This is a genomic window from Cupriavidus campinensis, assembly GCF_905397395.1.
In the GTDB taxonomy this organism is placed as follows: Bacteria; Pseudomonadota; Gammaproteobacteria; order Burkholderiales; family Burkholderiaceae; genus Cupriavidus; species Cupriavidus campinensis.
In genome coordinates this window covers 60,951-80,373 of sequence record NZ_CAJPVH010000006.1, presented here as the reverse complement: position 1 = coordinate 80,373, position 19,423 = coordinate 60,951, and the positions used below count along the sequence as shown (strand labels likewise).

Below are 19,423 nucleotides of genomic sequence, written 5' to 3'. Positions count from 1 at the left end.
GACACAAATTCACAAGAGACAGACATGCTGCCTACACCGGAACAAGTCAGGGAATACATTGCCCAAGGGTTGCCCTGCGACCATCTGGAAGTGGAAGGCGACGGCCAGCACTTCTTTGCCACCATCGTCAGCGCGGAGTTCGACGGCAAGCGCCTGATCCAGCGGCACCAGCGCGTCTACGCGGCGCTGGGCGACCGCATGCGCGCCGAGATCCATGCGCTGTCGATGAAGACGCTGACCCCGGCCGAATGGAAGGCCGGGTCGGGCGCTGCCTGATGCCCGTCCCGGGACGCATCACGCCGCCTAACGCTGCATAACGAATACCGACACAACATGGACAAATTCCAGATCGAGGGCAACGGCCCGCTCAAGGGCGAGATCCGGGTTTCGGGCGCCAAGAATGCGGCGCTGCCGATCCTGTGCGCCAGCCTGCTGACCGCCGATGCCATCACCATCGACAACGTGCCGAACCTGCAGGACACGCGCACGATGCTCAAGCTGCTGCGCCAGATGGGCACCCGGGCCGACATTGACGGCGCCACGGCCACGCTGGCCGCCGCCGACATCAATGCGCCCGAGGCCCCGTACGAGCTGGTGAAGACCATGCGCGCGTCGATCCTCGTGCTGGGGCCGCTGGTGGCGCGCTTCGGCGAGGCCCGCGTCTCCCTGCCGGGCGGCTGCGGCATCGGCGCGCGGCCGGTGGACCAGCACATCAAGGGCCTGCAGGCGATGGGCGCCGAGATCTCCATCGAGCACGGCTTCATCCACGCCCGCGCCAGCCGTCTGAAGGGCGCGCGCGTGGTGACGGACATGATCACCGTGACCGGCACCGAGAATCTGCTGATGGCCGCCACGCTGGCCGAGGGCGAGACCGTGCTGGAGAACGCCGCGCGCGAGCCCGAGGTGACCGACCTGGCCAACCTGCTGGTGAAGATGGGTGCGAAGATCGATGGCATCGGCACTGACCGCCTGGTGGTGCAGGGCGTGGACCGCCTGCATGGCGCGCGCCATGCCGTGGTGGCAGACCGCATCGAGGCCGGCACCTTCCTCTGCGCGGCCGCGGCCACGCTGGGCGACGTGACGCTGCGCGACATCCCGCCGACCATCCTGGACGCCGTGCTGATCAAGCTGCGCGAAGCCGGCGCCACGATCGAGACCGGCGACGACTGGATCCGCCTGGCCATGCCGCGCCGCGCGCAGGCCGTGAGCTTCCGCACCTCGGAGTATCCGGCCTTCCCGACCGACATGCAGGCCCAGTTCATGGCGCTCAACGCCGTGGCCGAAGGCACCGCGCGGATCACCGAGACGATCTTCGAGAACCGTTTCATGCACGTGCAGGAACTGAACCGCCTGGGCGCCAACATCACCGCCGAAGGCAACACGGCCGTGGTGACCGGCGTGCCGCGCCTGTCGGGCGCGAGCGTGATGGCGACCGACCTGCGCGCCTCGGCCGGCCTGGTGATTGGCGGCCTGGTGGCCGATGGCGAGACCGTCATCGACCGCATCTACCATCTGGACCGCGGCTACGACCGCATGGAAGCCAAGCTGTCGGCCGTGGGCGCGAAGATCCGCCGCATTGCCTGAGACGGCCCCTGAAACACTGCAAGAAGAATTGAAGAACGTACGATGAGCCCAGCTTTCAACGCCTCGCCCGACCAGCTTACGCTGGCGCTGTCCAAGGGCCGCATCTTCTCCGAGACGCTGCCGCTGCTGGCGGCCGCCGGCATCCACGTGACCGAGGACCCGGAGACGTCGCGCAAGCTGATCCTGCCGACGTCGGACCCGGCGGTGCGCGTGATCATCGTGCGCGCCTCGGACGTGCCGACCTACGTGCAGTACGGCGCGGCGGACTTCGGCGTGGCGGGCAAGGACGTGCTGATGGAAACCGGCATGACCGGGCTGTACGCGCCGATCGACCTGAATATCGCCCGCTGCCGCATGTCGGTGGCGGTGCCGGCCGGCTTCGACTACGCCAATGCGGTGCGCCAGGGCGCGCGGCTGGCCGTGGCCACCAAGTACGTGCAGACCGCGCGCGAGCACTTCGCCAAGAAGGGCGTGCACGTCGACCTGATCAAGCTGTACGGCTCGATGGAGCTGGGCCCGCTGGTGGGCCTGTCCGATGCCATCGTCGACCTGGTGAGCACGGGCGGCACGCTGCGCGCCAACAACCTCGTCGAAGTGGAAGAGATCGTGCAGATTTCGTCGCGGCTGGTGGTCAACCAGGCCGCGCTCAAGCTCAAGCGGGAACGGCTCACGCCGATTCTCGAAGCATTTGAACGGGCCTCGGCAGCGCTCGCCTGAGGCATTGCCGCACCCGGGGTGCCCGTGAGGAAGGAAGTCATGAACGAAAGCGAAATGGATAACCTGTCGATACGCCGGCTGGACGCGGCGGAGCCGGGCTTCGCGCACGCGCTGCGCCAGGTGCTGGCGTTCGAGGCCTCCGAGGACGAGGCCATCGACCGCGCCGCGGCCGAGATCCTGGCCGATGTGCGCCAGCGCGGCGACGACGCCGTACTCGAATACACGCGCCGCTTCGACCGCCTGGAGGCGGCATCGATGGGCGCGCTGGAGCTGTCGCAGTCCCAACTGGAAGCCGCGCTGGAAGACCTGGAGCCCAAGCGCCGCGCCGCGCTGGAGGCCGCCGCCGCGCGCGTGCGGGCCTACCACGAGAAGCAGAAGATCGAATGCGGCAGCCATAGCTGGGAATACACCGAGTCCGACGGCACGATGCTGGGCCAGAAGGTGACCCCGCTGGACCGCGTGGGCCTGTACGTGCCGGGCGGCAAGGCGGCGTATCCGTCGTCGGTGCTGATGAACGCCATTCCGGCCCGCGTGGCCGGCGTGAAGGAAGTGATCATGGTCGTGCCCACGCCCGGCGGCGTGCGCAACGAGCTGGTGCTGGCCGCCGCGCAGATCGCCGGCGTGGACCGGGTGTTCACGATCGGCGGGGCCCAGGCCGTGGGCGCGCTGGCCTACGGCACGGCCACGCTGCCGCAGGTGGACAAGATCGTCGGCCCCGGCAACGCCTACGTGGCGGCGGCCAAGCGCCGCGTGTTCGGCACGGTCGGCATCGACATGATCGCCGGGCCGTCCGAGATCCTGGTGATCTGCGATGGCACCACCGACCCGGACTGGGTGGCGATGGACCTGTTCTCGCAGGCCGAGCACGATGAACTGGCGCAGTCGATCCTGCTCTGCCCGGACGCCGAATACCTGGACCGCGTGGAGGCGAGCATCCGCCGCCAGCTGCCGACCATGCCGCGCCGCGAGGTGATCCATGCCTCGCTGGCGGGCCGGGGCGCGTTGATCAAGGTGCGCGATATGGAGGAGGCGTGCGAGATCGCCAATGCCATCGCCCCGGAACACCTGGAGATCTCCGCCGAGAACCCGCGCCAGTGGAGCGAGAAGATCCGCCACGCCGGCGCCATTTTCCTGGGCCGCTACACCAGCGAGTCGCTCGGCGACTACTGCGCGGGCCCGAACCACGTACTGCCGACCTCGCGCACGGCGCGCTTCTCGTCGCCGCTGGGCGTGTACGACTTCCAGAAGCGCTCGAGCCTGATCGAGGTCAGCGAGGGCGGCGCGCAGATGCTGGGGCAGATCGCCGCCGAACTTGCCTATGGCGAGGGCCTCCAGGCCCACGCCCGCAGCGCGGAATACCGTTTCAAGCGCGGCTGATGCCAGCGCGCGCAACTCTTTGAACATAAAGGATTTTTCATGTCGGCCGCAGACCCTTCCCTGATCGAACGCATCATCCGTGACGACGTACGCGCCATGGGCGCCTACCACGTGGCGGACTCGCACGGTCTGGTGAAGCTGGACGCCATGGAGAATCCGTACCGCCTGCCGCCCGCGCTGCGCGACCAGCTGGCCGCGCGGCTCGGCGAGGTGGCGCTGAACCGCTACCCGGTGCCGAGCAGCGAGGCGCTGCGCGCCCGGCTGCGCGCCGTCATGGACGTGCCGGCCGGCATGGACGTGCTGCTGGGCAACGGCTCGGACGAGATCATCAGCATGCTGTCGCTGGCGGCCGCGCGCCCCGGCGCCAAGGTGCTGGCGCCGGTGCCCGGTTTCGTCATGTATGCGATGTCGGCGCAGTTCGCCGGGCTGGAATTCGTCGGCGTGCCGCTGCGCGCCGATTTCACGCTGGACCGCGCGGCGATGCTGGCCGCCATGGCCGAGCACAAGCCGGCCATCATCTATCTCGCCTACCCGAACAACCCCACCGGCAACCTGTTCGATGCGGCCGACATGGAGGCCATCGTCCGCGCCGCCCAGGGCGAGGTCTGCCACAGCCTGGTGGTGGTGGACGAGGCCTACCAGCCGTTCGCCCAGGAAAGCTGGATGCCGCGCCTGACCGAATTCGGCAATCTGCTGGTCATGCGCACGGTGTCGAAGCTGGGCCTGGCCGGGATCCGCCTCGGCTACGTGGCCGGCGCACCCGAGTGGCTGGCGCAGCTGGACAAGGTGCGCCCGCCGTACAACGTCAACGTGCTGACCGAGGCCACCGCGCTGTTCGCGCTTGAACATGTGGATGTGCTCGACGAGCAGGCGGCCCAGCTGCGCGCCGAACGCGGCCGGCTGGCCGAGGCGATGGCTGCCCAGCCGGGCGTGACCGTGTTCCCGAGCGCCGCCAACTTCCTGCTGATCCGCGTGGCGGATGCGGCACAGACGTTCGACCGGCTGCTCGCGCGGAAGGTATTGATCAAGAACGTGAGTAAAATGCACGCATTGCTGGCCAACTGTCTGCGCGTGACGGTCAGCACACCCGAAGAAAACGCGCAGTTTCTTGAAGCATTTGCCGCTTCATTGCAGGATTAACCCCACCATGCGTGTAGCAGAGGTCACCCGCGATACCTCGGAAACGCAGATCCGCGTTTCGCTGAATCTTGATGGCACCGGTCGCCAGAAGCTGGCCACCGGCGTGCCGTTCCTCGACCACATGCTGGACCAGATTGCCCGCCATGGCATGGTCGACCTCGAAGTCGAGGCCCGCGGCGACCTGCATATCGACGACCACCACACCGTGGAAGACGTCGGCATCACGCTCGGCCAGGCCGTGGCCAAGGCGATCGGCGACAAGAAGGGCATCACCCGCTACGGCCACAGCTACGTGCCGCTGGACGAGTGCCTGTCGCGCGTGGTGATCGACTTCTCGGGCCGCCCCGGCCTGGAATTCCACGTGCCGTTCACCCGTGCGCGCGTGGGCAGCTTCGACGTGGACCTGACCATCGAATTTTTCCGAGGTTTCGTCAACCACGCCGGTGTGACGCTCCATATCGACAACCTGCGCGGCATCAATGCCCATCATCAATGCGAAACGGTGTTCAAAGCCTTCGGGCGGGCGCTGCGCATGGCGGTGGAGCTCGACCCGCGTGCCGGCAACACGATTCCATCGACAAAAGGGACGCTTTAAGGCATAAGGCGAGGGGCCCGCTACCGGGCCCGACCCGAACCTGAGGGCGTGCCGGCCGGTTGCGGCGCCCGCTGACGCTCACCCGACCGCGCAACCGATGGATACGCTCAAGTCCTTTATCTCGCTGCTGGCGCTGATCAATCCGATCGGGGCGATCCCGTTCTTCATCAGCCTGACCAGTCAGCAGACGGAAGCGGAAAAGCTGCGTACCATCAAGACGGCGTCGATGTCGGTGGCGATCGTGGTGGCGGTTTCGGCGCTGCTGGGGCAGCAGATCATCGAGTTCTTCAATATCTCGGTGGCGTCGCTGCAGGTGGGTGGCGGGCTGATCATGATCATGATGGCCATGAACATGCTGAACGCGCAGACCAGCCGCACCAAGGCCACGCCCGAGGAAGAGGACGAGGCCGACGCCAAGGCCAGCATCGCGGTGGTGCCGCTGGCGATTCCGCTGCTGACCGGGCCGGGGTCCATCAGCACGGTGATCGTCTATGCCGGCAAGTCGGCGCACTGGTGGCAGTCGCTGGTGCTGGTGGGGATTGGCGTGGTGCTGGGGGCCGTGGTGTACCTGACGTTCCGCGCGGCGGACCCCATCGCACGGGTGATGGGGCGCACCGGGATCAATATTGGCACGCGTCTGATGGGTTTGATCCTGTCGGCGCTGGCCGTCGAGTTCATTGTGGACGGGCTGAAGACATTGTTGCCTGTTTTGAAATCATGACTACCATAGCAATTGTGGATTACGGCATGGGCAACCTGCGCTCGGTGGCGCAGGCGTTGCGCGCCGCGGCACCGGAAGCGGATGTCCAGGTGGTGGATCGGCCCGAGGCCATCCGCGCGGCGGACCGCGTGGTGCTGCCGGGGCAGGGCGCCATGCCCGACTGCATGGGCGCGCTGGGCGCGTCCGGGCTGCAGGAGGCCGTGGTGGAGGCGGCCGCGAGCAAGCCGCTGCTGGGCGTGTGCGTTGGCGAACAGATGCTGTTCGACCGTAGCACCGAAAGTCGCACTGGCAATGCCGCCACGCCTTGCCTGGCGCTGATGCCGGGCGAAGTGGTGCGTTTCGAGCTGGAAGGGCTGACGCAGCCCGACGGCTCGCGCTTCAAGGTGCCCCAGATGGGCTGGAACCGCGTGCGGCAGTCGCGCGCGCACCCGCTCTGGCAGGGAATTCCGGACGAAAGCTGGTTCTATTTCGTCCACAGTTACTATGTGCGCGCGCAGGATGCGTCGCACATCGCGGGCGAAACCGACTACGGCGGCGTGTTTACCAGCGCGGTGGCACGCGATAATATTTTCGCCACGCAGTTCCACCCGGAGAAGAGCGCCGCGATGGGTTTGCAGCTTTACCGGAATTTCGTGCACTGGAATCCGTAACGCGCCGTGAAGCGCGTGAGAAGCATCCCGAGAACCGAAGCGCCCCGATACTGACCAGCGATCGTTCAGAGCCACCGACCAGACTGCGCATCCAACTGCCAAACTGACATGACCTGAGCCCACCGGCGCCCGTGCCGGCATCGCTGCCTTTTTCCTTTTTACACAACCACCACGCTCGTCACGCTTATGTTGCTCATTCCGGCCATCGACCTGAAGGACGGTCAGTGTGTACGCCTCAAACAAGGCGACATGGACCAGGCCACCGTCTTTTCCGAAGATCCCGCCGCCATGGCACGTCACTGGGTCAACCAGGGCGCGCGTCGCCTGCATCTGGTCGACCTCAACGGCGCCTTTGTCGGCAAGCCCCGCAACGAGGCCGCCATCAAGGCCATCATCGCCGAGGTGGGCGACGAGATCCCCGTCCAACTGGGCGGCGGCATCCGCGACCTCAACACCATCGAGCGCTGGCTGGATGACGGGCTGTCGTACGTCATCATCGGTACCGCGGCGGTCAAGAACCCCGGCTTCCTGAAGGACGCCTGCTCGGCCTTCGGCGGCCACATCATCGTCGGCCTCGATGCCAAGGACGGCAAGGTGGCCACTGATGGCTGGAGCAAGCTGACCGGCCACGAAGTGGCGGATCTGGCACGCAAGTACGAGGATTACGGCGTCGAGGCCATCATCTACACCGATATCGGCCGCGACGGCATGCTCCAGGGCATCAATATCGACGCCACCGTGAAGCTGGCGCAGTCGATGTCGATCCCGGTGATCGCCAGCGGCGGGCTGTCCAACCTGACCGACATCGAGCAACTGTGCGCGGTGGAGCGCGAAGGCGTGGAAGGCGTGATCTGCGGCCGTGCCATCTACTCCGGCGACCTCAACTTTACCGAGGCGCAGGCGCGCGCGGACAAGCTGGGCGAAGAGTAAGCCGCCCCGGCGCGGGTGCGCCGGGCAAGACGCCGCCACCCGGCAAGGGGCGGGCGGCAAGGAAACCCATGTTAGCCAAACGTATCATCCCCTGCCTGGACGTGACCAACGGGCGGGTGGTCAAGGGGGTCAACTTCGTCGAACTCCGCGACGCAGGGGACCCGGTCGAGATCGCGCGCCGCTATGACGAGCAAGGTGCCGATGAAATCACTTTTCTCGACATCACGGCGACCAGCGACGGTCGCGACCTGATCCTCCACATCATCGAGGCGGTGGCCTCGCAGGTGTTCATTCCGCTGACCGTGGGCGGCGGGGTGCGCGCCGTGGAAGACGTGCGCCGGCTGCTCAACGCCGGGGCGGACAAGATCAGCGTGAACTCCTCGGCCATCGCCAATCCGCAACTGGTATCCGATGCCGCGGGCAAGTACGGCTCGCAGTGCATCGTGGTGGCCATCGACGCCAAGCGCAGTTCCGCGCCGGGCGAGCCGCCACGTTGGGAAGTCTTCACGCACGGCGGCCGCAAGGCTACCGGCCTGGACGCCGTGGCATGGGCGAAGGAAATGGCCGCGCGCGGCGCCGGCGAGATCCTGCTGACCAGCATGGACCGCGACGGCACCAAGAGCGGCTTTGACCTGGAACTGACCCGTGCCGTCAGCGACGCGGTGCCGGTGCCCGTGATCGCCTCGGGCGGCGTGGGCGGCCTGCAGGACCTGGCCGACGGCATCCGCCTGGGCCACGCCGACGCCGTGCTGGCGGCCAGCATCTTCCACTATGGCCAGCACACGGTGGGCGAGGCCAAGGCATTCATGGCCCGCGAGGGCATTCCCGTCCGGATGTGATCATGGCGAAGAAGTGGCTGAACAAGGTGAAGTGGGACGACAACGGCCTGGTGCCGGTGATCGTCCAGGAAGTCGGCTCGAACGATGTGCTGATGTTCGCGTTCATGAACCGCGAGGCGCTCCAGCGCACCGTGGAACTGGGCGAGGCCGTGTTCTGGTCGCGCTCGCGCAAGCGGCTCTGGCACAAGGGCGAGGAATCGGGCCACGTGCAGAAGGTCCATGAGATGCGTCTGGATTGCGATGAGGACGTGGTGCTGCTCAAGGTGACCCAGGTGGACAGCATCGCCTGCCACACCGGCCGTCATTCGTGCTTCTTCCAGAAATTCGAGGGCGATGTGGAGTCGGGCGACTGGCAGACCGTGGAGCCGGTGCTCAAGGACCCCTCCACCATCTACGCCAAATAACCATGAGCGATACCCCGAACCCCGCCGTCCCGGCGGACCTGGCCGATGTGCTGGCGCGCGTGGCCGCTACGCTCGAGTCCCGCAAGCCCGAGAACGGCGGCGATCCGGACAAGTCCTACGTGGCCAGGCTGTTCCACAAGGGCGACGACGCCATCCTGAAGAAGATTGGCGAGGAAGCCACCGAGACCGTGATGGCCGCCAAGGACGCCCGCGCCGCTGGCCTGAGCGCCGAGGCCACCGGCAAGGTGGTCTACGAGGTGGCCGATCTGTGGTTCCACACCATGGTGCTGCTGGCGCGCTTCGGGCTGAGTCCGGCCGACGTGGTCGGCGAACTGGCGCGGCGCGAGGGACTTTCCGGCCTGGCCGAGAAGGCGAGCCGCAAGGCGTAGCATAATGCGCATGTGGGCGCGGGAATCGTCCCGCGCCGCGCGCCATGCACGCAACGGACGCTGGAGGGTACGATGTCGACTGACACCACCACGCAAGTCACTACCACGGCTGAAGACGACAGGTTGAGCGGCTTGCGCAAGCTCACGCATATCCTGTATGCGCTCTACGCCATTTTCTGGCTGACGGGCGGCATCACGGCGCTGATCGCGATCGTGGTGAACTATGTGAAGCGCGACGACACGCGCGGCACGCTGTATGCCTCGCATTTCGCCTGGCAGATCCGCACGTTCTGGTGGTCGGTGCTCTGGTTCGCGCTGAGCTGGGTCCTGTTCTTCACCATCCTGTTGGCGCCGGTGGCATGGGTGATGTGGTGCGTGTTGTCACTTTGGATGCTGTATCGTATCGTCAAGGGTTGGCTGTACCTGAACGACCGCAAGCCCATGTACCCGGACCAGCAGTTCTGAGAACGCGACGATCCGACATCCCGCAACAAAAACGTCATGAAATCTCAGGACAATTGCATTTTCTGCAAGATCGTGGCCGGCCAGATCCCGTCGAACAAGCTGTTCGAGGACGACGAACTGCTGGCATTTCACGACATCCATCCCAAGGCGCCGGTACACTTCCTGCTGATTCCGAAGACTCACGTCGATTCGCTGGCGGATTGCGGACCCGGCGAGGGGGATGTGCTTGCTAGAATAATGCTCAAGGTGCCTGAACTGGCGCGCCAGGCTGGCTGCGATAACGGCTTCCGGACGGTGATCAACACCGGCCCGGACGGCGGGCAGGAGGTGTACCACCTCCATGTCCACGTGCTCGGCGGCCCGCGCGAACAGTGGAAGGCACCGGCGCCCTGAGCAATCGGGGCAGCCAGGGTATCAGCGGACCGGGACTCGCGTCCCGGCCATGTGCTGCGTCGGCAACCGTCGCCCGACGCGGCCTTTGAGGGACGGAACTACGGGGCCGGGCGGCCAATCTCCATCGCCCGCGGCTTCATCAGGAGCAAGAAATGGGTTCGTTTAGCATTTGGCACTGGCTGATCGTGCTGGTCATCGTCATGCTCGTGTTCGGCACCAAGAAGCTGCGCAACATCGGCACCGACCTGGGTGGCGCGGTCAAGGGCTTCAAGGATGGCATGAAGGACGGCAATGGCAACGCGGCCGAGGAGCCGGGCGCCCCGGCCAAGGAACTGCGCGATACCACCACGATCGACGTGGAAGCCAAGGACAAGTCGCGCCAGCAGTAAGCCGAATTGCCTGAATTCCTCATGGCGGCCGCGTTCGATGCGGTCCGCCCCCCTCGTGTCCCTGGCTCCATGTCCGCATGATCGATCTCGGCATTTCCAAGCTGGCACTGATTGGCGCCGTGGCGCTCATCGTGATCGGTCCCGAACGGCTGCCCAAGGTGGCACGCACCGTGGGCGCGCTCGTCGGGCGCGCGCAGCGCTATATCAATGATGTGAAGGCGGAAGTCAGCCGCGAGGTGGAACTGGACGAACTGCGCAAGATGCGCACGGAGTTCGAGGACGCCGCGCGCGACGTCGAGCGCACGATCCACAAGGAAGTGAACGAGCAGACCCAGGCGCTCAACGAGGCCCTGGGCGGCACCGACACGGCGGCTTCCGACGCCGGCAGCCCCGGCGTGGGTGGCGGCTACGTGCCAAGCTGGGACGCCGCGCACAAGTCGCACAACGGACGCAAGAGCTGGCGCGTCAAGCAGGGCGCGCGGCCGATCTGGTTCAAGCGTCAGCAGGGTACGCGCGTGTGGGTGCAGTCTGGTGCCGCACGTGTGAAGCGGCACCGCCCGCCCACCGGACGTTCCCGCTCGTTCTTCGAGTAACCATGCCGTGCTGCGCCGTCCCGCTGCCGTGCAGGCTGGCGGCGGCCGCCACGATAACTACGATGCCAGCCAGCGCGGCTGAAGCGGCTACGCCATGAGCGACTCCCCCTCCCAAGACCCCAACGACGAATCCCAGCAGGAAACCTTCATCTCCCACCTGATCGAGCTGCGCGAGCGGCTGGTCAAGGCGGTGGCGGGGGTCATCATCGTCTTCCTCAGCCTGATCTACTGGGCGCCGCAGATTTTCAACCTGTTCTCCGCGCCGCTGATGGAATCGCTGCCCAAGGGCGGCAGGATGATCGTGACGGATGTCACCGGCTCGTTCTTCGTGCCGATGAAGGTGACAATGCTGGTGGCGTTCCTGATCGCGCTCCCGTGGGTGCTCTACCAAGTTTGGCAGTTCGTGGCGCCGGGCCTGTACCAGCATGAGAAGAAGCTGATCATGCCGCTGGTGAGCAGCAGTTACCTGCTGTTCCTGTGTGGCGTGGCATTCGCCTATTTCCTCGTGTTTCCCACCGTGTTCCATTTCATGGCGCATTACAACGCGCCATTGGGCGCGGATATGTCCACGGACATCGATAAATACCTGAGTTTCGCCATGACGACGTTCCTGGCGTTCGGGATTACCTTCGAGGTGCCGGTGGTGGTCATCGTCCTGGTGCGATTTGGCGTGGTGGAGCTCGAGAAACTGAAGCAGATCCGCCCGTATGTGATCGTCGGGGCCTTCATCGTCGCCGCCGTGGTGACGCCGCCCGATGTGATGTCGCAGTTGCTGCTCGCGGTGCCGCTGATCGCGCTCTACGAACTGGGCCTGTTGCTCGCCCGATTTGTGACCAAGCAGCCGCTTGGAACGCCCGCTCCGGGCGAAAATCCCGCCGACTGAGTTCCCCGTTACTTGTAACGGAGATGTTTCTGCCACGTCCGAATGGGCGGTTTTGCACCAATTTGGGGAAAAATGCTGCGTTTGTTGTTGCTTGATGACAACAAACCACGTTGGTAAACCGTGTTTACGGCGAAAAAGTCTTCTGGCGGGCAGGGGGGGTGTCACATAATACGACGCAGACGTGAAGGTTAATGCGTCGCCCAAGCACTTGGGCAACCAAGATTTCCCAATCAGTTGACAAGGAAAGTGTCGATATGAAGATGAAACTGTTTGCAGCTGCCGTTGCCGCCATGGCCGCCGGCGGTGCGTATGCCCAGTCGAGCGTGACCCTGTACGGTGTGGTTGACGCTGGTATTGAATACCAGAACCACCAGCCGAACGTGTCCGGTAGCCACGACGTTGTGCGCCTGAACTCGGGCAACATGTCCGGCAGCCGTTGGGGCCTGCGTGGCGTGGAAGATCTGGGCGGCGGCCTGAAGGGCGTCTTCGTCCTGGAAAGCGGTTTCAGCGTTGACACCGGCACGTCGGGTCAAGGCAACCGTCTGTTCGGTCGTCAGGCTTTCGTTGGTGTGCAAAGCAACTACGGCACGCTGACCCTGGGCCGTCACCAGACGCCGTTCTATGACTTCGGCCTGGCCTTCGATCCGATGGCCATCGCTTCGAACTACTCGATCACCTCGCAAGGTACCGAGTTCCAGTCGCGTGCTGACAACTCGATCAAGTACATCGGCAAGTTCGGTGGCCTGACCGGTAGCCTGCTGTATAGCCAAGGCACCAATACCGGTGCTACCGCTACGTCGGCTACGGCCTACCAAGGCACGGCTGGTGAAGTGCCGGGCAACTACAAGCTGGGTCGTTCGTACTCGGCCAGCCTGATCTACGCAGCAGGTCCGTTCTCCCTGGGCGTGATCTATGACGAGACGAATCCGGGTATCGCTGCTCTGCCGGGCGACGCCAAGATCCGCCGCGCTTCGGCTGCTGGTACGTACGCCTTCGGCCCGGCCAAGGTGTTCGCTGGCTACCGTTGGGCGAAGGCTCAAGACGGCGCACGTCTGCCGGGCGGCACGCTGGCTGACGGCACGGTTGCTGCTGACCGTTCGAACCTGTACTGGCTGGGCATGGGTTACCAGCTGACCCCGGCTCTGTCGCTGACGGGTGCTGCGTACTACCAGGACTTCAACAACACCGGTTCGGATCCGTGGAGCTTCGTGGCTTCGGCTGACTACGCTTTCTCGAAGCGCACTGACGCTTACCTGAACGTGGCCTACGCCCTGAACAAGGATGGTTCGACCCTGGGCCTGTCGGGCACGGGCGCTGCTGGTTCGGGCTTCGGCGCGACCAACGGCTCGGCCAACCAGTTCGGCGCTGTGGTTGGTGTGCGTCACAAGTTCTAATTTGACGCGGGTGTAAGCCCGCATCAGATTCGGCTTGATCAGAACGCCGGCATCCGAAAGGATGCCGGCGTTTTGTTTTGTGACGTGGGATGGGAGCTGGCTGATGGCGCACCAGGTGCCCTGGCTTGATCGGCAAAGCCTGTAAGGCCCCCCCTACCTTAGGACTCGCGGCGCGGGTTGCACAGCCTGCCCGTGGCTTGCAGCGCTCAGCCGGCGCTGCCCTCAGCTCAGGATCCTCGCTCCTCGCTCCAACAAAAAACCCCCGCCAGCTACCCGGCGGGGGTTTTTGCATCCAGGGCTACCAGGTGCTTCAGCGTTCCTTCAGCATTCCATCAGCCTTCCGGCCAGTCCTACTCTTCCTCATCCAGCGGCATCGCGCGCCGTGGCGGGGGAGGGCGCTTGCCGATGGTCACCGTGACGTCAGCAGGTTTGCCGCGCCGAATCACCTTCATTTTGACGTCGGCGCCCGGCTTGAGCTGCGCAATAGCATTGAGCAGCGCGGTGGTATCGGAGATCACCTGGTTATCCACCGATACCAGCACATCACCCGGCTTCACCCCGGCCTTGTCCGCCGGTCCGCCCTGGACCACTGCCGCGATCAGTGCGCCGTCCTTGGCATTGAGCCCAAACGACTCGGCTATCTCGGGCGTCAGGTCCTGCGGCTCCACACCAATCCAGCCGCGAGTGACCGTGCCGGACGAAATGATCGATTCCATTACCTGCTTGGCGGTAGAGACGGGAATCGCGAAGCCAATCCCCAGCGAGCCGCCCGAGCGCGAGTAGATCGCCGTGTTGATCCCGAGCAGGTTGCCCTGTGCGTCAACCAGCGCACCGCCCGAGTTGCCGGGGTTGATCGCCGCATCGGTCTGGATGAAGTTCTCGAAGGTGTTGATGCCCAGGTGGCTGCGGCCCAGCGCCGAGACGATACCCATCGTCACGGTCTGGCCAACCCCGAACGGGTTGCCGATGGCCAGCACCACGTCGCCGACCTTCACGTTCTCGATCCGGCCCAGCGTGATCGCCGGCAAGTCATTGAGCGTGACCTTGAGTACGGCCAGGTCGGTTTCCGGATCGGAGCCTACGACCTTGGCGTTGGCCTTGCGGCCATCGGTCAGGGCGATCTCGATCTCGTCGGCCCCGTCCACCACGTGGTGGTTGGTTAGAATATAACCCTCGGCGCTGACGATCACGCCCGAGCCCAGGCTGGACACCGGTTCCTGGCGCTCCGGCAGCCGGTCGCCAAAGAAGAACCGGAACCAGGGATCCTCGGTTTGCGGATTGGGCGACCGCCGCGAGCCGTTCTTGCTCGTGAAGATATTCACCACCGCAGGCATGGCCTGGCGCGCGGCGTCACTATAAGAGCCCTCGGCCGCGGAACCCGTCACACTCGGCACCACTTCCTTCAGTGCCACAATCGGTGAGCCCGATTGCACGGCCACCCGCCCGCGCTGCAGCCACTCGGGTTTCAGCGTGGCCACGACGAACCACACGGCCAGCACCACGGTGACAGCCTGGGCGAAAAAAAGCCAGAATCGGCGCAACATATTGGAGTTTTGAGCAGAAAATGAAAACAAAAGAGCTTGAATTGTACTTGAACGATCTACTGGAAGTTTCTCGTTTCAAGGACTATTGCCCGAACGGCCTCCAAGTGCAAGGTAGATCGGAGATCACCCACGTGGTGACCGGCGTGACGGCCAGCCTGGCCCTCGTCGACGCGGCGATCGAGGCCGGCGCCGATGCCATCCTGGTCCATCACGGCTATTTCTGGAAAAACGAGGACGCCCGGGTCATCGGCCAGAAACATGCGCGCCTGAAACGGCTGCTTGGCGCCGACGTCAACCTGATGGCTTTCCACTTGCCGCTGGATAACCATCCCGAACTGGGAAATAACGCGCAGCTCGGCCTGCAGCTTGGCTTCATGCCGAACGGCCGTTTCAGCGATGATCAACTGGGCTGGACCGGTACGCTGCCGCAGCCGATGCCCCTGCACGCGCTGGCCGCGCATGTCGGTGCGGTGCTCCAGCGCGAGCCGCTGGCGATTGGCGACCCCGATCAGATGATTCGCAAGGTGGGCTGGTGCACGGGCGGCGCGCAAGGCTATTTCGACGCCGCCGTGGCGGCTGGCGTCGATGTGTACCTGAGTGGGGAGGTCTCGGAGCAGACCACGCACCTCGCGCGTGAGAGCGGCGTGGCCTACCTGGCCGCTGGCCATCACGCCACGGAGCGCTACGGCATCCGCGCGGTGGGGGAGCACCTGGCGCAGCGTTTCGGGCTGCGCCATACTTTCATCGATATTCCGAACCCGGTCTGAGCCGGGCTCTGGGCTCCGGGGCGCGGCGCGCGGTCAGGCGCGCGGCGTCTTCAGGCTGTCGCGGATCTCGCGCAGCAGCACGATATCTTCGGGCGTGGCCGCCGGCGCGGCCGGCTCCTCGTGCTTCGCGGCCATCCGGTTGAAGGCGCGGACCATCATGAAGATGATGAACGCGAGGATGACGAAGTTCACCACGATGGTGAGGAAGTTGCCGTACGCGAAGACCGGCACGCCGGCTTTCTTCAGCGCATCGAGCGTATGCGGCACGCCGGGAGGCGGGTCCGCAAGCATGACGAACATGTTCGAGAAGTCCAGTTTGCCGATGATGCGGCCGATCACTGGCATGATCAGGTCATTGACGACGGAATCCACGATCTTGCCGAAAGCTGCGCCGATGATCACGCCGACGGCAAGATCAATCACGTTGCCGCGCATCGCAAAAGTACGGAATTCGCTGATCATGCTCATTGGTTATTCTCCGCTTTGTTGTTTCAGATTAACGTTTGCGTTTGACAAAGACTGCATCATCGCACCCCTGAGCGCAAGCCCGCGCGCGGGATTCGCGCTGCCATGACCGATTATCGACCAGTCGGCTATCGGTAGTTCGCCTATCGTCGCGGGATGTGCCTCAGGTATAATTTTTGGTTGACGCAAGATCTAATTGATGACATCCCCTGGGGTTTGGAATGAGTGACCAGCAAAACGTGAAGAACGTGGACAAAGGTCGCCGCAATTGGTTGATCGCGACATCTGTCGCGGGCGGCGTAGGAGGCGTAGCTGTAGCAGTGCCCTTTGTCAGTACCTTTGCACCGTCGGAGAAGGCCAAAGCCGCCGGGGCACCTGTCGAGGCCGATGTCGGTGGCCTCAAGCCCGGCGAGATGATGACCGTGGAATGGCGTGGCAAGCCGGTCTGGATTCTTCGTCGCACCCCTGAAATGCTGGCCTCGCTCCAGAAAACCGATAGCGAGGTGGCTGATCCGAAGTCCGCTGTGCCATTCACGATGGAGACGCCGGACTACGCCAAAAACGAGACCCGCTCCCGTGCCGAACACAAGGACCTGCTGGTCGTCGTCGGCATCTGTTCCCACCTTGGCTGCTCGCCGTCCGGTCCGTTCGCGTCCGGCGCCAACCCCCAGCTCGGCGCCGACCCCGGTTTCCTCTGCCCCTGCCACGGCTCGACGTTCGACCTGGCGGGCCGCGTGTTCAAGAACAAGCCGGCCCCGCAGAACCTTGACGTCCCCCCGTACCAGTTCCTGTCCGACACCAAGATCGTGATCGGCAAGGACGAGAAAGGAGAAGCCTGATCATGGCGGCCGAAAAAGAAGTCAAGACCACCGGGCTGCTGGGCTGGATCGACGCCCGTTTCCCCGCCACCCAGCTCTGGGAAGATCATCTCTCCAAGTACTACGCGCCGAAGAACTTCAACTTCTGGTATTTCTTCGGCTCGCTGGCGCTGCTGGTCCTCGTGATCCAGATCGTCACCGGCATCTTCCTGGTGATGAACTACAAGCCGGACGGCACGCTCAACGCAGCCGGCATTCCAGTGGCGTTCGCCAGCGTGGAATACATCATGCGCGAGGTACCGTGGGGCTGGCTGGTGCGCTACATGCACTCCACCGGCGCCTCGGCGTTCTTCGTCGTGGTCTACCTGCACATGTTCCGCGGGCTGCTGTACGGTTCGTACCGCAAGCCGCGTGAACTGGTCTGGATCTTCGGCTGCCTGATCTTCCTGTGCCTGATGGCCGAGGCGTTCATGGGCTACCTGCTGCCATGGGGCCAGATGTCGTACTGGGGTGCGCAGGTGATCGTGAACCTCTTCTCGGCGATCCCGGTGATCGGCCAGGACCTGTCGCTGTTCATCCGCGGCGACTATGTGGTGAGCGATGCCACGCTGAACCGCTTCTTCTCGTTCCACGTGATTGCGGTGCCGCTGGTGCTGCTGGGCCTGGTCGTGGCGCACATCATCGCGCTGCACGAAGTGGGCTCCAACAACCCGGACGGCGTGGAGATCAAGGCCAAGAAGGACGAGAACGGCATCCCGCTGGATGGCATCCCGTTCCACCCCTACTACTCGGTGCATGACCTGCTGGGCGTGGGCGGCTTCCTGTTCTTCTTCTCGGCGGTGATCTTCTTCTTTCCGGAAGTGGGCGGCTATTTCCTCGAAGCCAACAACTTCTTCCCGGCCGATCCGCTGAAGACGCCGCCGCACATCGCGCCGGTCTGGTACTTCACCCCGTTCTATTCGATGCTGCGCGCCACGACGTCGAACTTCCTGCCGGTGCTGTGGCTGTTCTTTGCGGTGGTGCTGGGCATGGTGGTCCTGCGCAGCAAGGATGTGCGCGTGAAGATCGGCTCGGTGGCGATCCTCGTGATCCTGGCGGCGGGCTTCTACTTCATCGACGCCAAGTTCTGGGGCGTGCTGGTGATGGGTGGCTCGGTGGTCGTGCTGTTCTTCATGCCCTGGCTCGACTGCTCGCCGGTCAAGTCCATCCGCTATCGTCCCGCCTTCCATAAGACCATTCTGATGGTCTTCGTGGTGGTGTTCCTGGTCCTCGGCTACCTGGGTGTACAACCGCCGTCGCCGGTGGGTGAGAAGGTGTCGCAGCTCGGTACGCTGCTGTACTTCGCCTTCTTCCTGACCATGCCGCTGTGGAGCCGTGCCGGCGAGTTCAAGCCGGTGCCGGAGCGTGTCACGTTCCATCCGCACTAAGCGCCGCGCGACCCCCAAAAGAGGACAAGGACACAAGATGAAAAAGTTGCTTTCGATCTTCGCACTGGTCGGCGCGTGCTTCGCGGCCATGCCCGCGATGGCTTCCGAGGGGGGCTACCCCCTGGAGCCGGCGCCGCTCGACACCAGCGACGTATCGTCGCTGCAGCGCGGTGCCAAGCTGTTCGTCAACTACTGCCTGAACTGCCACGGTGCGTCGATGATGCGCTACAACCGGCTCAAGGACCTGGCACTGACGGACGACCAGATCCGTCAGAACCTGCTCTTCACGGCCGAGAAGGTGGGCGAGACGATGACGATCGCGATGCCGCCGAAGGACGCCAAGACGTTCTTCGGCGCCATGCCGCCGGACCTGTCGGTCATCGCCCGCGCCCGCGGCAACGACTGGCTCTACACCTACCTGCGTACCTTCTACCGTGACGACACGCGCGCCACGGGCTGGAACAACCTCGTCTTCCCGGCTGTCGGCATGCCGCACGTGCTGTGGGAACTGCAGGGCCAGCGCACGGCCAAGTTCGCCGAAGTGGAAGAACACGGCCAGAAAGTGCACAAGTTCACCGGCTTCGAGCAGGTCACCCCGGGCAAGCTGAGCACGCAGGAATATGACCAGGCCGCAGCCGACATCGTGAACTACCTGAACTGGATGGCCGAACCGGCGCAGAGCCACCGCAAGCGCCTGGGCGTATGGGTGCTGCTGTTCCTCGGCGTGTTCACGGTCTTCGCCTGGCGCCTGAACGCGGCATTCTGGAAGGACGTGAAGTAAGTTGTAACAGCCGTCTGCAGTGGCCGGCAGGGTCGGCGCGGAAGTTGCACTGTTGCAGCACCGCGCCGGCCCTTTTCCGTTGCGGATCGGCAGTGCAGGTGGCTTGGGCGTCGCTTTCGCTATTTGTAACTTATTTGCTTTTCGATGGGGCGTTCTGA

General features: G+C 64.6%; 24 protein-coding genes. 22 read left to right on the top strand and 2 right to left on the bottom strand.

The genetic code is table 11. The features are described from left to right. The first annotated feature begins 24 nt into the window (after positions 1-24). From KHO18_RS05805 to KHO18_RS05720, 18 genes are all read left to right on the top strand, one after another. Positions 25-276, top strand: a complete 252-nt coding sequence (locus KHO18_RS05805; RefSeq protein WP_149137230.1) for a BolA family protein — start codon at positions 25-27, stop codon at positions 274-276. 57 nt (positions 277-333) lie between these two features. After that, on the top strand, positions 334-1,584 hold the full coding sequence (murA, locus tag KHO18_RS05800; RefSeq protein ID WP_144200402.1) for a UDP-N-acetylglucosamine 1-carboxyvinyltransferase: 1,251 nt from the start codon (positions 334-336) through the stop codon (positions 1,582-1,584). A gap of 42 nt (positions 1,585-1,626) precedes the next feature. Then, positions 1,627-2,301, top strand: coding sequence for an ATP phosphoribosyltransferase (gene hisG / locus KHO18_RS05795; RefSeq protein WP_092299294.1), 675 nt, complete (start codon positions 1,627-1,629; stop codon positions 2,299-2,301). 39 nt (positions 2,302-2,340) lie between these two features. After that, the gene (gene hisD / locus KHO18_RS05790) at positions 2,341-3,678 is read left to right on the top strand and encodes a histidinol dehydrogenase (RefSeq protein ID WP_144200405.1); all 1,338 of its coding nucleotides are present in this window, start codon (positions 2,341-2,343) and stop codon (positions 3,676-3,678) included. Between the two features lie 39 nt (positions 3,679-3,717). Further along, on the top strand, positions 3,718-4,818 hold the full coding sequence (hisC, locus tag KHO18_RS05785; protein WP_144200407.1) for a histidinol-phosphate transaminase: 1,101 nt from the start codon (positions 3,718-3,720) through the stop codon (positions 4,816-4,818). Between the two features lie 7 nt (positions 4,819-4,825). Continuing rightward, positions 4,826-5,413: an imidazoleglycerol-phosphate dehydratase HisB gene (gene hisB / locus KHO18_RS05780; protein ID WP_092299285.1), complete on the top strand. Its 588-nt coding sequence runs from the start codon at positions 4,826-4,828 to the stop codon at positions 5,411-5,413. 97 nt (positions 5,414-5,510) lie between these two features. Next, positions 5,511-6,134 carry a YchE family NAAT transporter gene (locus KHO18_RS05775; protein WP_144200409.1) on the top strand — a complete coding sequence of 208 codons (624 nt, stop codon included), beginning with the start codon at positions 5,511-5,513 and terminating at the stop codon, positions 6,132-6,134. Then, entirely contained in the window at positions 6,131-6,784 is a 654-nt protein-coding gene (hisH, locus tag KHO18_RS05770) for an imidazole glycerol phosphate synthase subunit HisH (RefSeq protein WP_186296926.1), read from the top strand. Before KHO18_RS05775 ends, hisH begins: the two co-directional genes overlap by 4 nt. Before the next feature lie 186 nt (positions 6,785-6,970). Next, positions 6,971-7,714 carry a 1-(5-phosphoribosyl)-5-[(5-phosphoribosylamino)methylideneamino]imidazole-4-carboxamide isomerase gene (hisA, locus tag KHO18_RS05765; RefSeq protein WP_092299279.1) on the top strand — a complete coding sequence of 248 codons (744 nt, stop codon included), beginning with the start codon at positions 6,971-6,973 and terminating at the stop codon, positions 7,712-7,714. 68 nt (positions 7,715-7,782) lie between these two features. Continuing rightward, positions 7,783-8,553 (top strand): imidazole glycerol phosphate synthase subunit HisF, encoded by a 771-nt coding sequence (gene hisF / locus KHO18_RS05760; protein ID WP_144200412.1) that lies wholly within the window; start codon positions 7,783-7,785, stop codon positions 8,551-8,553. A 2-nt stretch (positions 8,554-8,555) separates the two neighbouring features. Beyond that, positions 8,556-8,957 carry a phosphoribosyl-AMP cyclohydrolase gene (gene hisI, locus KHO18_RS05755; RefSeq protein ID WP_092299274.1) on the top strand — a complete coding sequence of 134 codons (402 nt, stop codon included), beginning with the start codon at positions 8,556-8,558 and terminating at the stop codon, positions 8,955-8,957. Positions 8,958-8,959: 2 nt separating this feature from the next. Beyond that, a complete protein-coding gene (locus KHO18_RS05750) occupies positions 8,960-9,346 on the top strand; it encodes a phosphoribosyl-ATP diphosphatase (protein WP_144200414.1) in 387 nt (128 codons plus the stop codon). A 72-nt stretch (positions 9,347-9,418) separates the two neighbouring features. Beyond that, positions 9,419-9,811 (top strand): DUF4870 family protein, encoded by a 393-nt coding sequence (locus KHO18_RS05745; protein WP_144200416.1) that lies wholly within the window; start codon positions 9,419-9,421, stop codon positions 9,809-9,811. A 36-nt stretch (positions 9,812-9,847) separates the two neighbouring features. Further along, positions 9,848-10,204, top strand: a complete 357-nt coding sequence (locus KHO18_RS05740) for a histidine triad nucleotide-binding protein (RefSeq protein WP_144200418.1) — start codon at positions 9,848-9,850, stop codon at positions 10,202-10,204. Between the two features lie 152 nt (positions 10,205-10,356). Then, a complete protein-coding gene (tatA, locus tag KHO18_RS05735; protein ID WP_092299262.1) occupies positions 10,357-10,593 on the top strand; it encodes a Sec-independent protein translocase subunit TatA in 237 nt (78 codons plus the stop codon). Between the two features lie 77 nt (positions 10,594-10,670). Beyond that, positions 10,671-11,186: a Sec-independent protein translocase protein TatB gene (tatB, locus tag KHO18_RS05730; protein WP_144200420.1), complete on the top strand. Its 516-nt coding sequence runs from the start codon at positions 10,671-10,673 to the stop codon at positions 11,184-11,186. Positions 11,187-11,280: 94 nt separating this feature from the next. Next, on the top strand, positions 11,281-12,069 hold the full coding sequence (gene tatC / locus KHO18_RS05725) for a twin-arginine translocase subunit TatC (protein ID WP_144200422.1): 789 nt from the start codon (positions 11,281-11,283) through the stop codon (positions 12,067-12,069). Positions 12,070-12,323: 254 nt separating this feature from the next. Then, positions 12,324-13,463, top strand: a complete 1,140-nt coding sequence (locus tag KHO18_RS05720; RefSeq protein ID WP_244844573.1) for a porin — start codon at positions 12,324-12,326, stop codon at positions 13,461-13,463. Positions 13,464-13,813: 350 nt separating this feature from the next. Here the strand turns inward: KHO18_RS05720 and KHO18_RS05715 are convergent, their stop codons facing one another. Then, positions 13,814-15,007, bottom strand: coding sequence for a Do family serine endopeptidase (locus tag KHO18_RS05715; RefSeq protein WP_144200426.1), 1,194 nt, complete (start codon positions 15,005-15,007; stop codon positions 13,814-13,816). 20 nt (positions 15,008-15,027) lie between these two features. Here KHO18_RS05715 and KHO18_RS05710 point away from each other — a divergent pair, with 20 nt between their 5' ends. After that, on the top strand, positions 15,028-15,774 hold the full coding sequence (locus KHO18_RS05710; protein ID WP_144200428.1) for a Nif3-like dinuclear metal center hexameric protein: 747 nt from the start codon (positions 15,028-15,030) through the stop codon (positions 15,772-15,774). A 33-nt stretch (positions 15,775-15,807) separates the two neighbouring features. Here the strand turns inward: KHO18_RS05710 and mscL are convergent, their stop codons facing one another. Beyond that, a complete protein-coding gene (gene mscL / locus KHO18_RS05705; protein ID WP_144200430.1) occupies positions 15,808-16,242 on the bottom strand; it encodes a large conductance mechanosensitive channel protein MscL in 435 nt (144 codons plus the stop codon). Between the two features lie 218 nt (positions 16,243-16,460). On the opposite strand from mscL, the gene petA reads away from it, so the two are divergent. The 3 genes from petA to KHO18_RS05690 are packed head-to-tail and all read left to right on the top strand — an operon-like array spanning position 16,461 to position 19,265. After that, positions 16,461-17,078 (top strand): ubiquinol-cytochrome c reductase iron-sulfur subunit, encoded by a 618-nt coding sequence (gene petA / locus KHO18_RS05700; RefSeq protein WP_144200432.1) that lies wholly within the window; start codon positions 16,461-16,463, stop codon positions 17,076-17,078. Between the two features lie 2 nt (positions 17,079-17,080). Further along, the gene (locus KHO18_RS05695; RefSeq protein ID WP_144200434.1) at positions 17,081-18,484 is read left to right on the top strand and encodes a cytochrome b; all 1,404 of its coding nucleotides are present in this window, start codon (positions 17,081-17,083) and stop codon (positions 18,482-18,484) included. Between the two features lie 37 nt (positions 18,485-18,521). Beyond that, complete coding sequence (locus tag KHO18_RS05690; RefSeq protein ID WP_144200436.1) at positions 18,522-19,265, top strand: cytochrome c1; 744 nt, start codon at positions 18,522-18,524, stop codon at positions 19,263-19,265. The last annotated feature ends 158 nt before the right edge of the window (positions 19,266-19,423 follow it).

What these genes read in the sequence shown, in the direction of transcription:
- KHO18_RS05805 (WP_149137230.1), top strand. Translation starts at nt 25, where the DNA reads ATGCTGCCTACACCGGAACAAGTCAGGGAATACATTGCCCAAGGGTTG.
- murA (WP_144200402.1), top strand. Translation starts at nt 334, where the DNA reads ATGGACAAATTCCAGATCGAGGGCAACGGCCCGCTCAAGGGCGAGATC.
- hisG (WP_092299294.1), top strand. Translation starts at nt 1,627, where the DNA reads ATGAGCCCAGCTTTCAACGCCTCGCCCGACCAGCTTACGCTGGCGCTG.
- hisD (WP_144200405.1), top strand. Translation starts at nt 2,341, where the DNA reads ATGAACGAAAGCGAAATGGATAACCTGTCGATACGCCGGCTGGACGCG.
- hisC (WP_144200407.1), top strand. Translation starts at nt 3,718, where the DNA reads ATGTCGGCCGCAGACCCTTCCCTGATCGAACGCATCATCCGTGACGAC.
- hisB (WP_092299285.1), top strand. Translation starts at nt 4,826, where the DNA reads ATGCGTGTAGCAGAGGTCACCCGCGATACCTCGGAAACGCAGATCCGC.
- KHO18_RS05775 (WP_144200409.1), top strand. Translation starts at nt 5,511, where the DNA reads ATGGATACGCTCAAGTCCTTTATCTCGCTGCTGGCGCTGATCAATCCG.
- hisH (WP_186296926.1), top strand. Translation starts at nt 6,131, where the DNA reads ATGACTACCATAGCAATTGTGGATTACGGCATGGGCAACCTGCGCTCG.
- hisA (WP_092299279.1), top strand. Translation starts at nt 6,971, where the DNA reads ATGTTGCTCATTCCGGCCATCGACCTGAAGGACGGTCAGTGTGTACGC.
- hisF (WP_144200412.1), top strand. Translation starts at nt 7,783, where the DNA reads ATGTTAGCCAAACGTATCATCCCCTGCCTGGACGTGACCAACGGGCGG.
- hisI (WP_092299274.1), top strand. Translation starts at nt 8,556, where the DNA reads ATGGCGAAGAAGTGGCTGAACAAGGTGAAGTGGGACGACAACGGCCTG.
- KHO18_RS05750 (WP_144200414.1), top strand. Translation starts at nt 8,960, where the DNA reads ATGAGCGATACCCCGAACCCCGCCGTCCCGGCGGACCTGGCCGATGTG.
- KHO18_RS05745 (WP_144200416.1), top strand. Translation starts at nt 9,419, where the DNA reads ATGTCGACTGACACCACCACGCAAGTCACTACCACGGCTGAAGACGAC.
- KHO18_RS05740 (WP_144200418.1), top strand. Translation starts at nt 9,848, where the DNA reads ATGAAATCTCAGGACAATTGCATTTTCTGCAAGATCGTGGCCGGCCAG.
- tatA (WP_092299262.1), top strand. Translation starts at nt 10,357, where the DNA reads ATGGGTTCGTTTAGCATTTGGCACTGGCTGATCGTGCTGGTCATCGTC.
- tatB (WP_144200420.1), top strand. Translation starts at nt 10,671, where the DNA reads ATGATCGATCTCGGCATTTCCAAGCTGGCACTGATTGGCGCCGTGGCG.
- tatC (WP_144200422.1), top strand. Translation starts at nt 11,281, where the DNA reads ATGAGCGACTCCCCCTCCCAAGACCCCAACGACGAATCCCAGCAGGAA.
- KHO18_RS05720 (WP_244844573.1), top strand. Translation starts at nt 12,324, where the DNA reads ATGAAGATGAAACTGTTTGCAGCTGCCGTTGCCGCCATGGCCGCCGGC.
- KHO18_RS05715 (WP_144200426.1), bottom strand. Translation starts at nt 15,007, where the DNA reads ATGTTGCGCCGATTCTGGCTTTTTTTCGCCCAGGCTGTCACCGTGGTG.
- KHO18_RS05710 (WP_144200428.1), top strand. Translation starts at nt 15,028, where the DNA reads ATGAAAACAAAAGAGCTTGAATTGTACTTGAACGATCTACTGGAAGTT.
- mscL (WP_144200430.1), bottom strand. Translation starts at nt 16,242, where the DNA reads ATGAGCATGATCAGCGAATTCCGTACTTTTGCGATGCGCGGCAACGTG.
- petA (WP_144200432.1), top strand. Translation starts at nt 16,461, where the DNA reads ATGAGTGACCAGCAAAACGTGAAGAACGTGGACAAAGGTCGCCGCAAT.
- KHO18_RS05695 (WP_144200434.1), top strand. Translation starts at nt 17,081, where the DNA reads ATGGCGGCCGAAAAAGAAGTCAAGACCACCGGGCTGCTGGGCTGGATC.
- KHO18_RS05690 (WP_144200436.1), top strand. Translation starts at nt 18,522, where the DNA reads ATGAAAAAGTTGCTTTCGATCTTCGCACTGGTCGGCGCGTGCTTCGCG.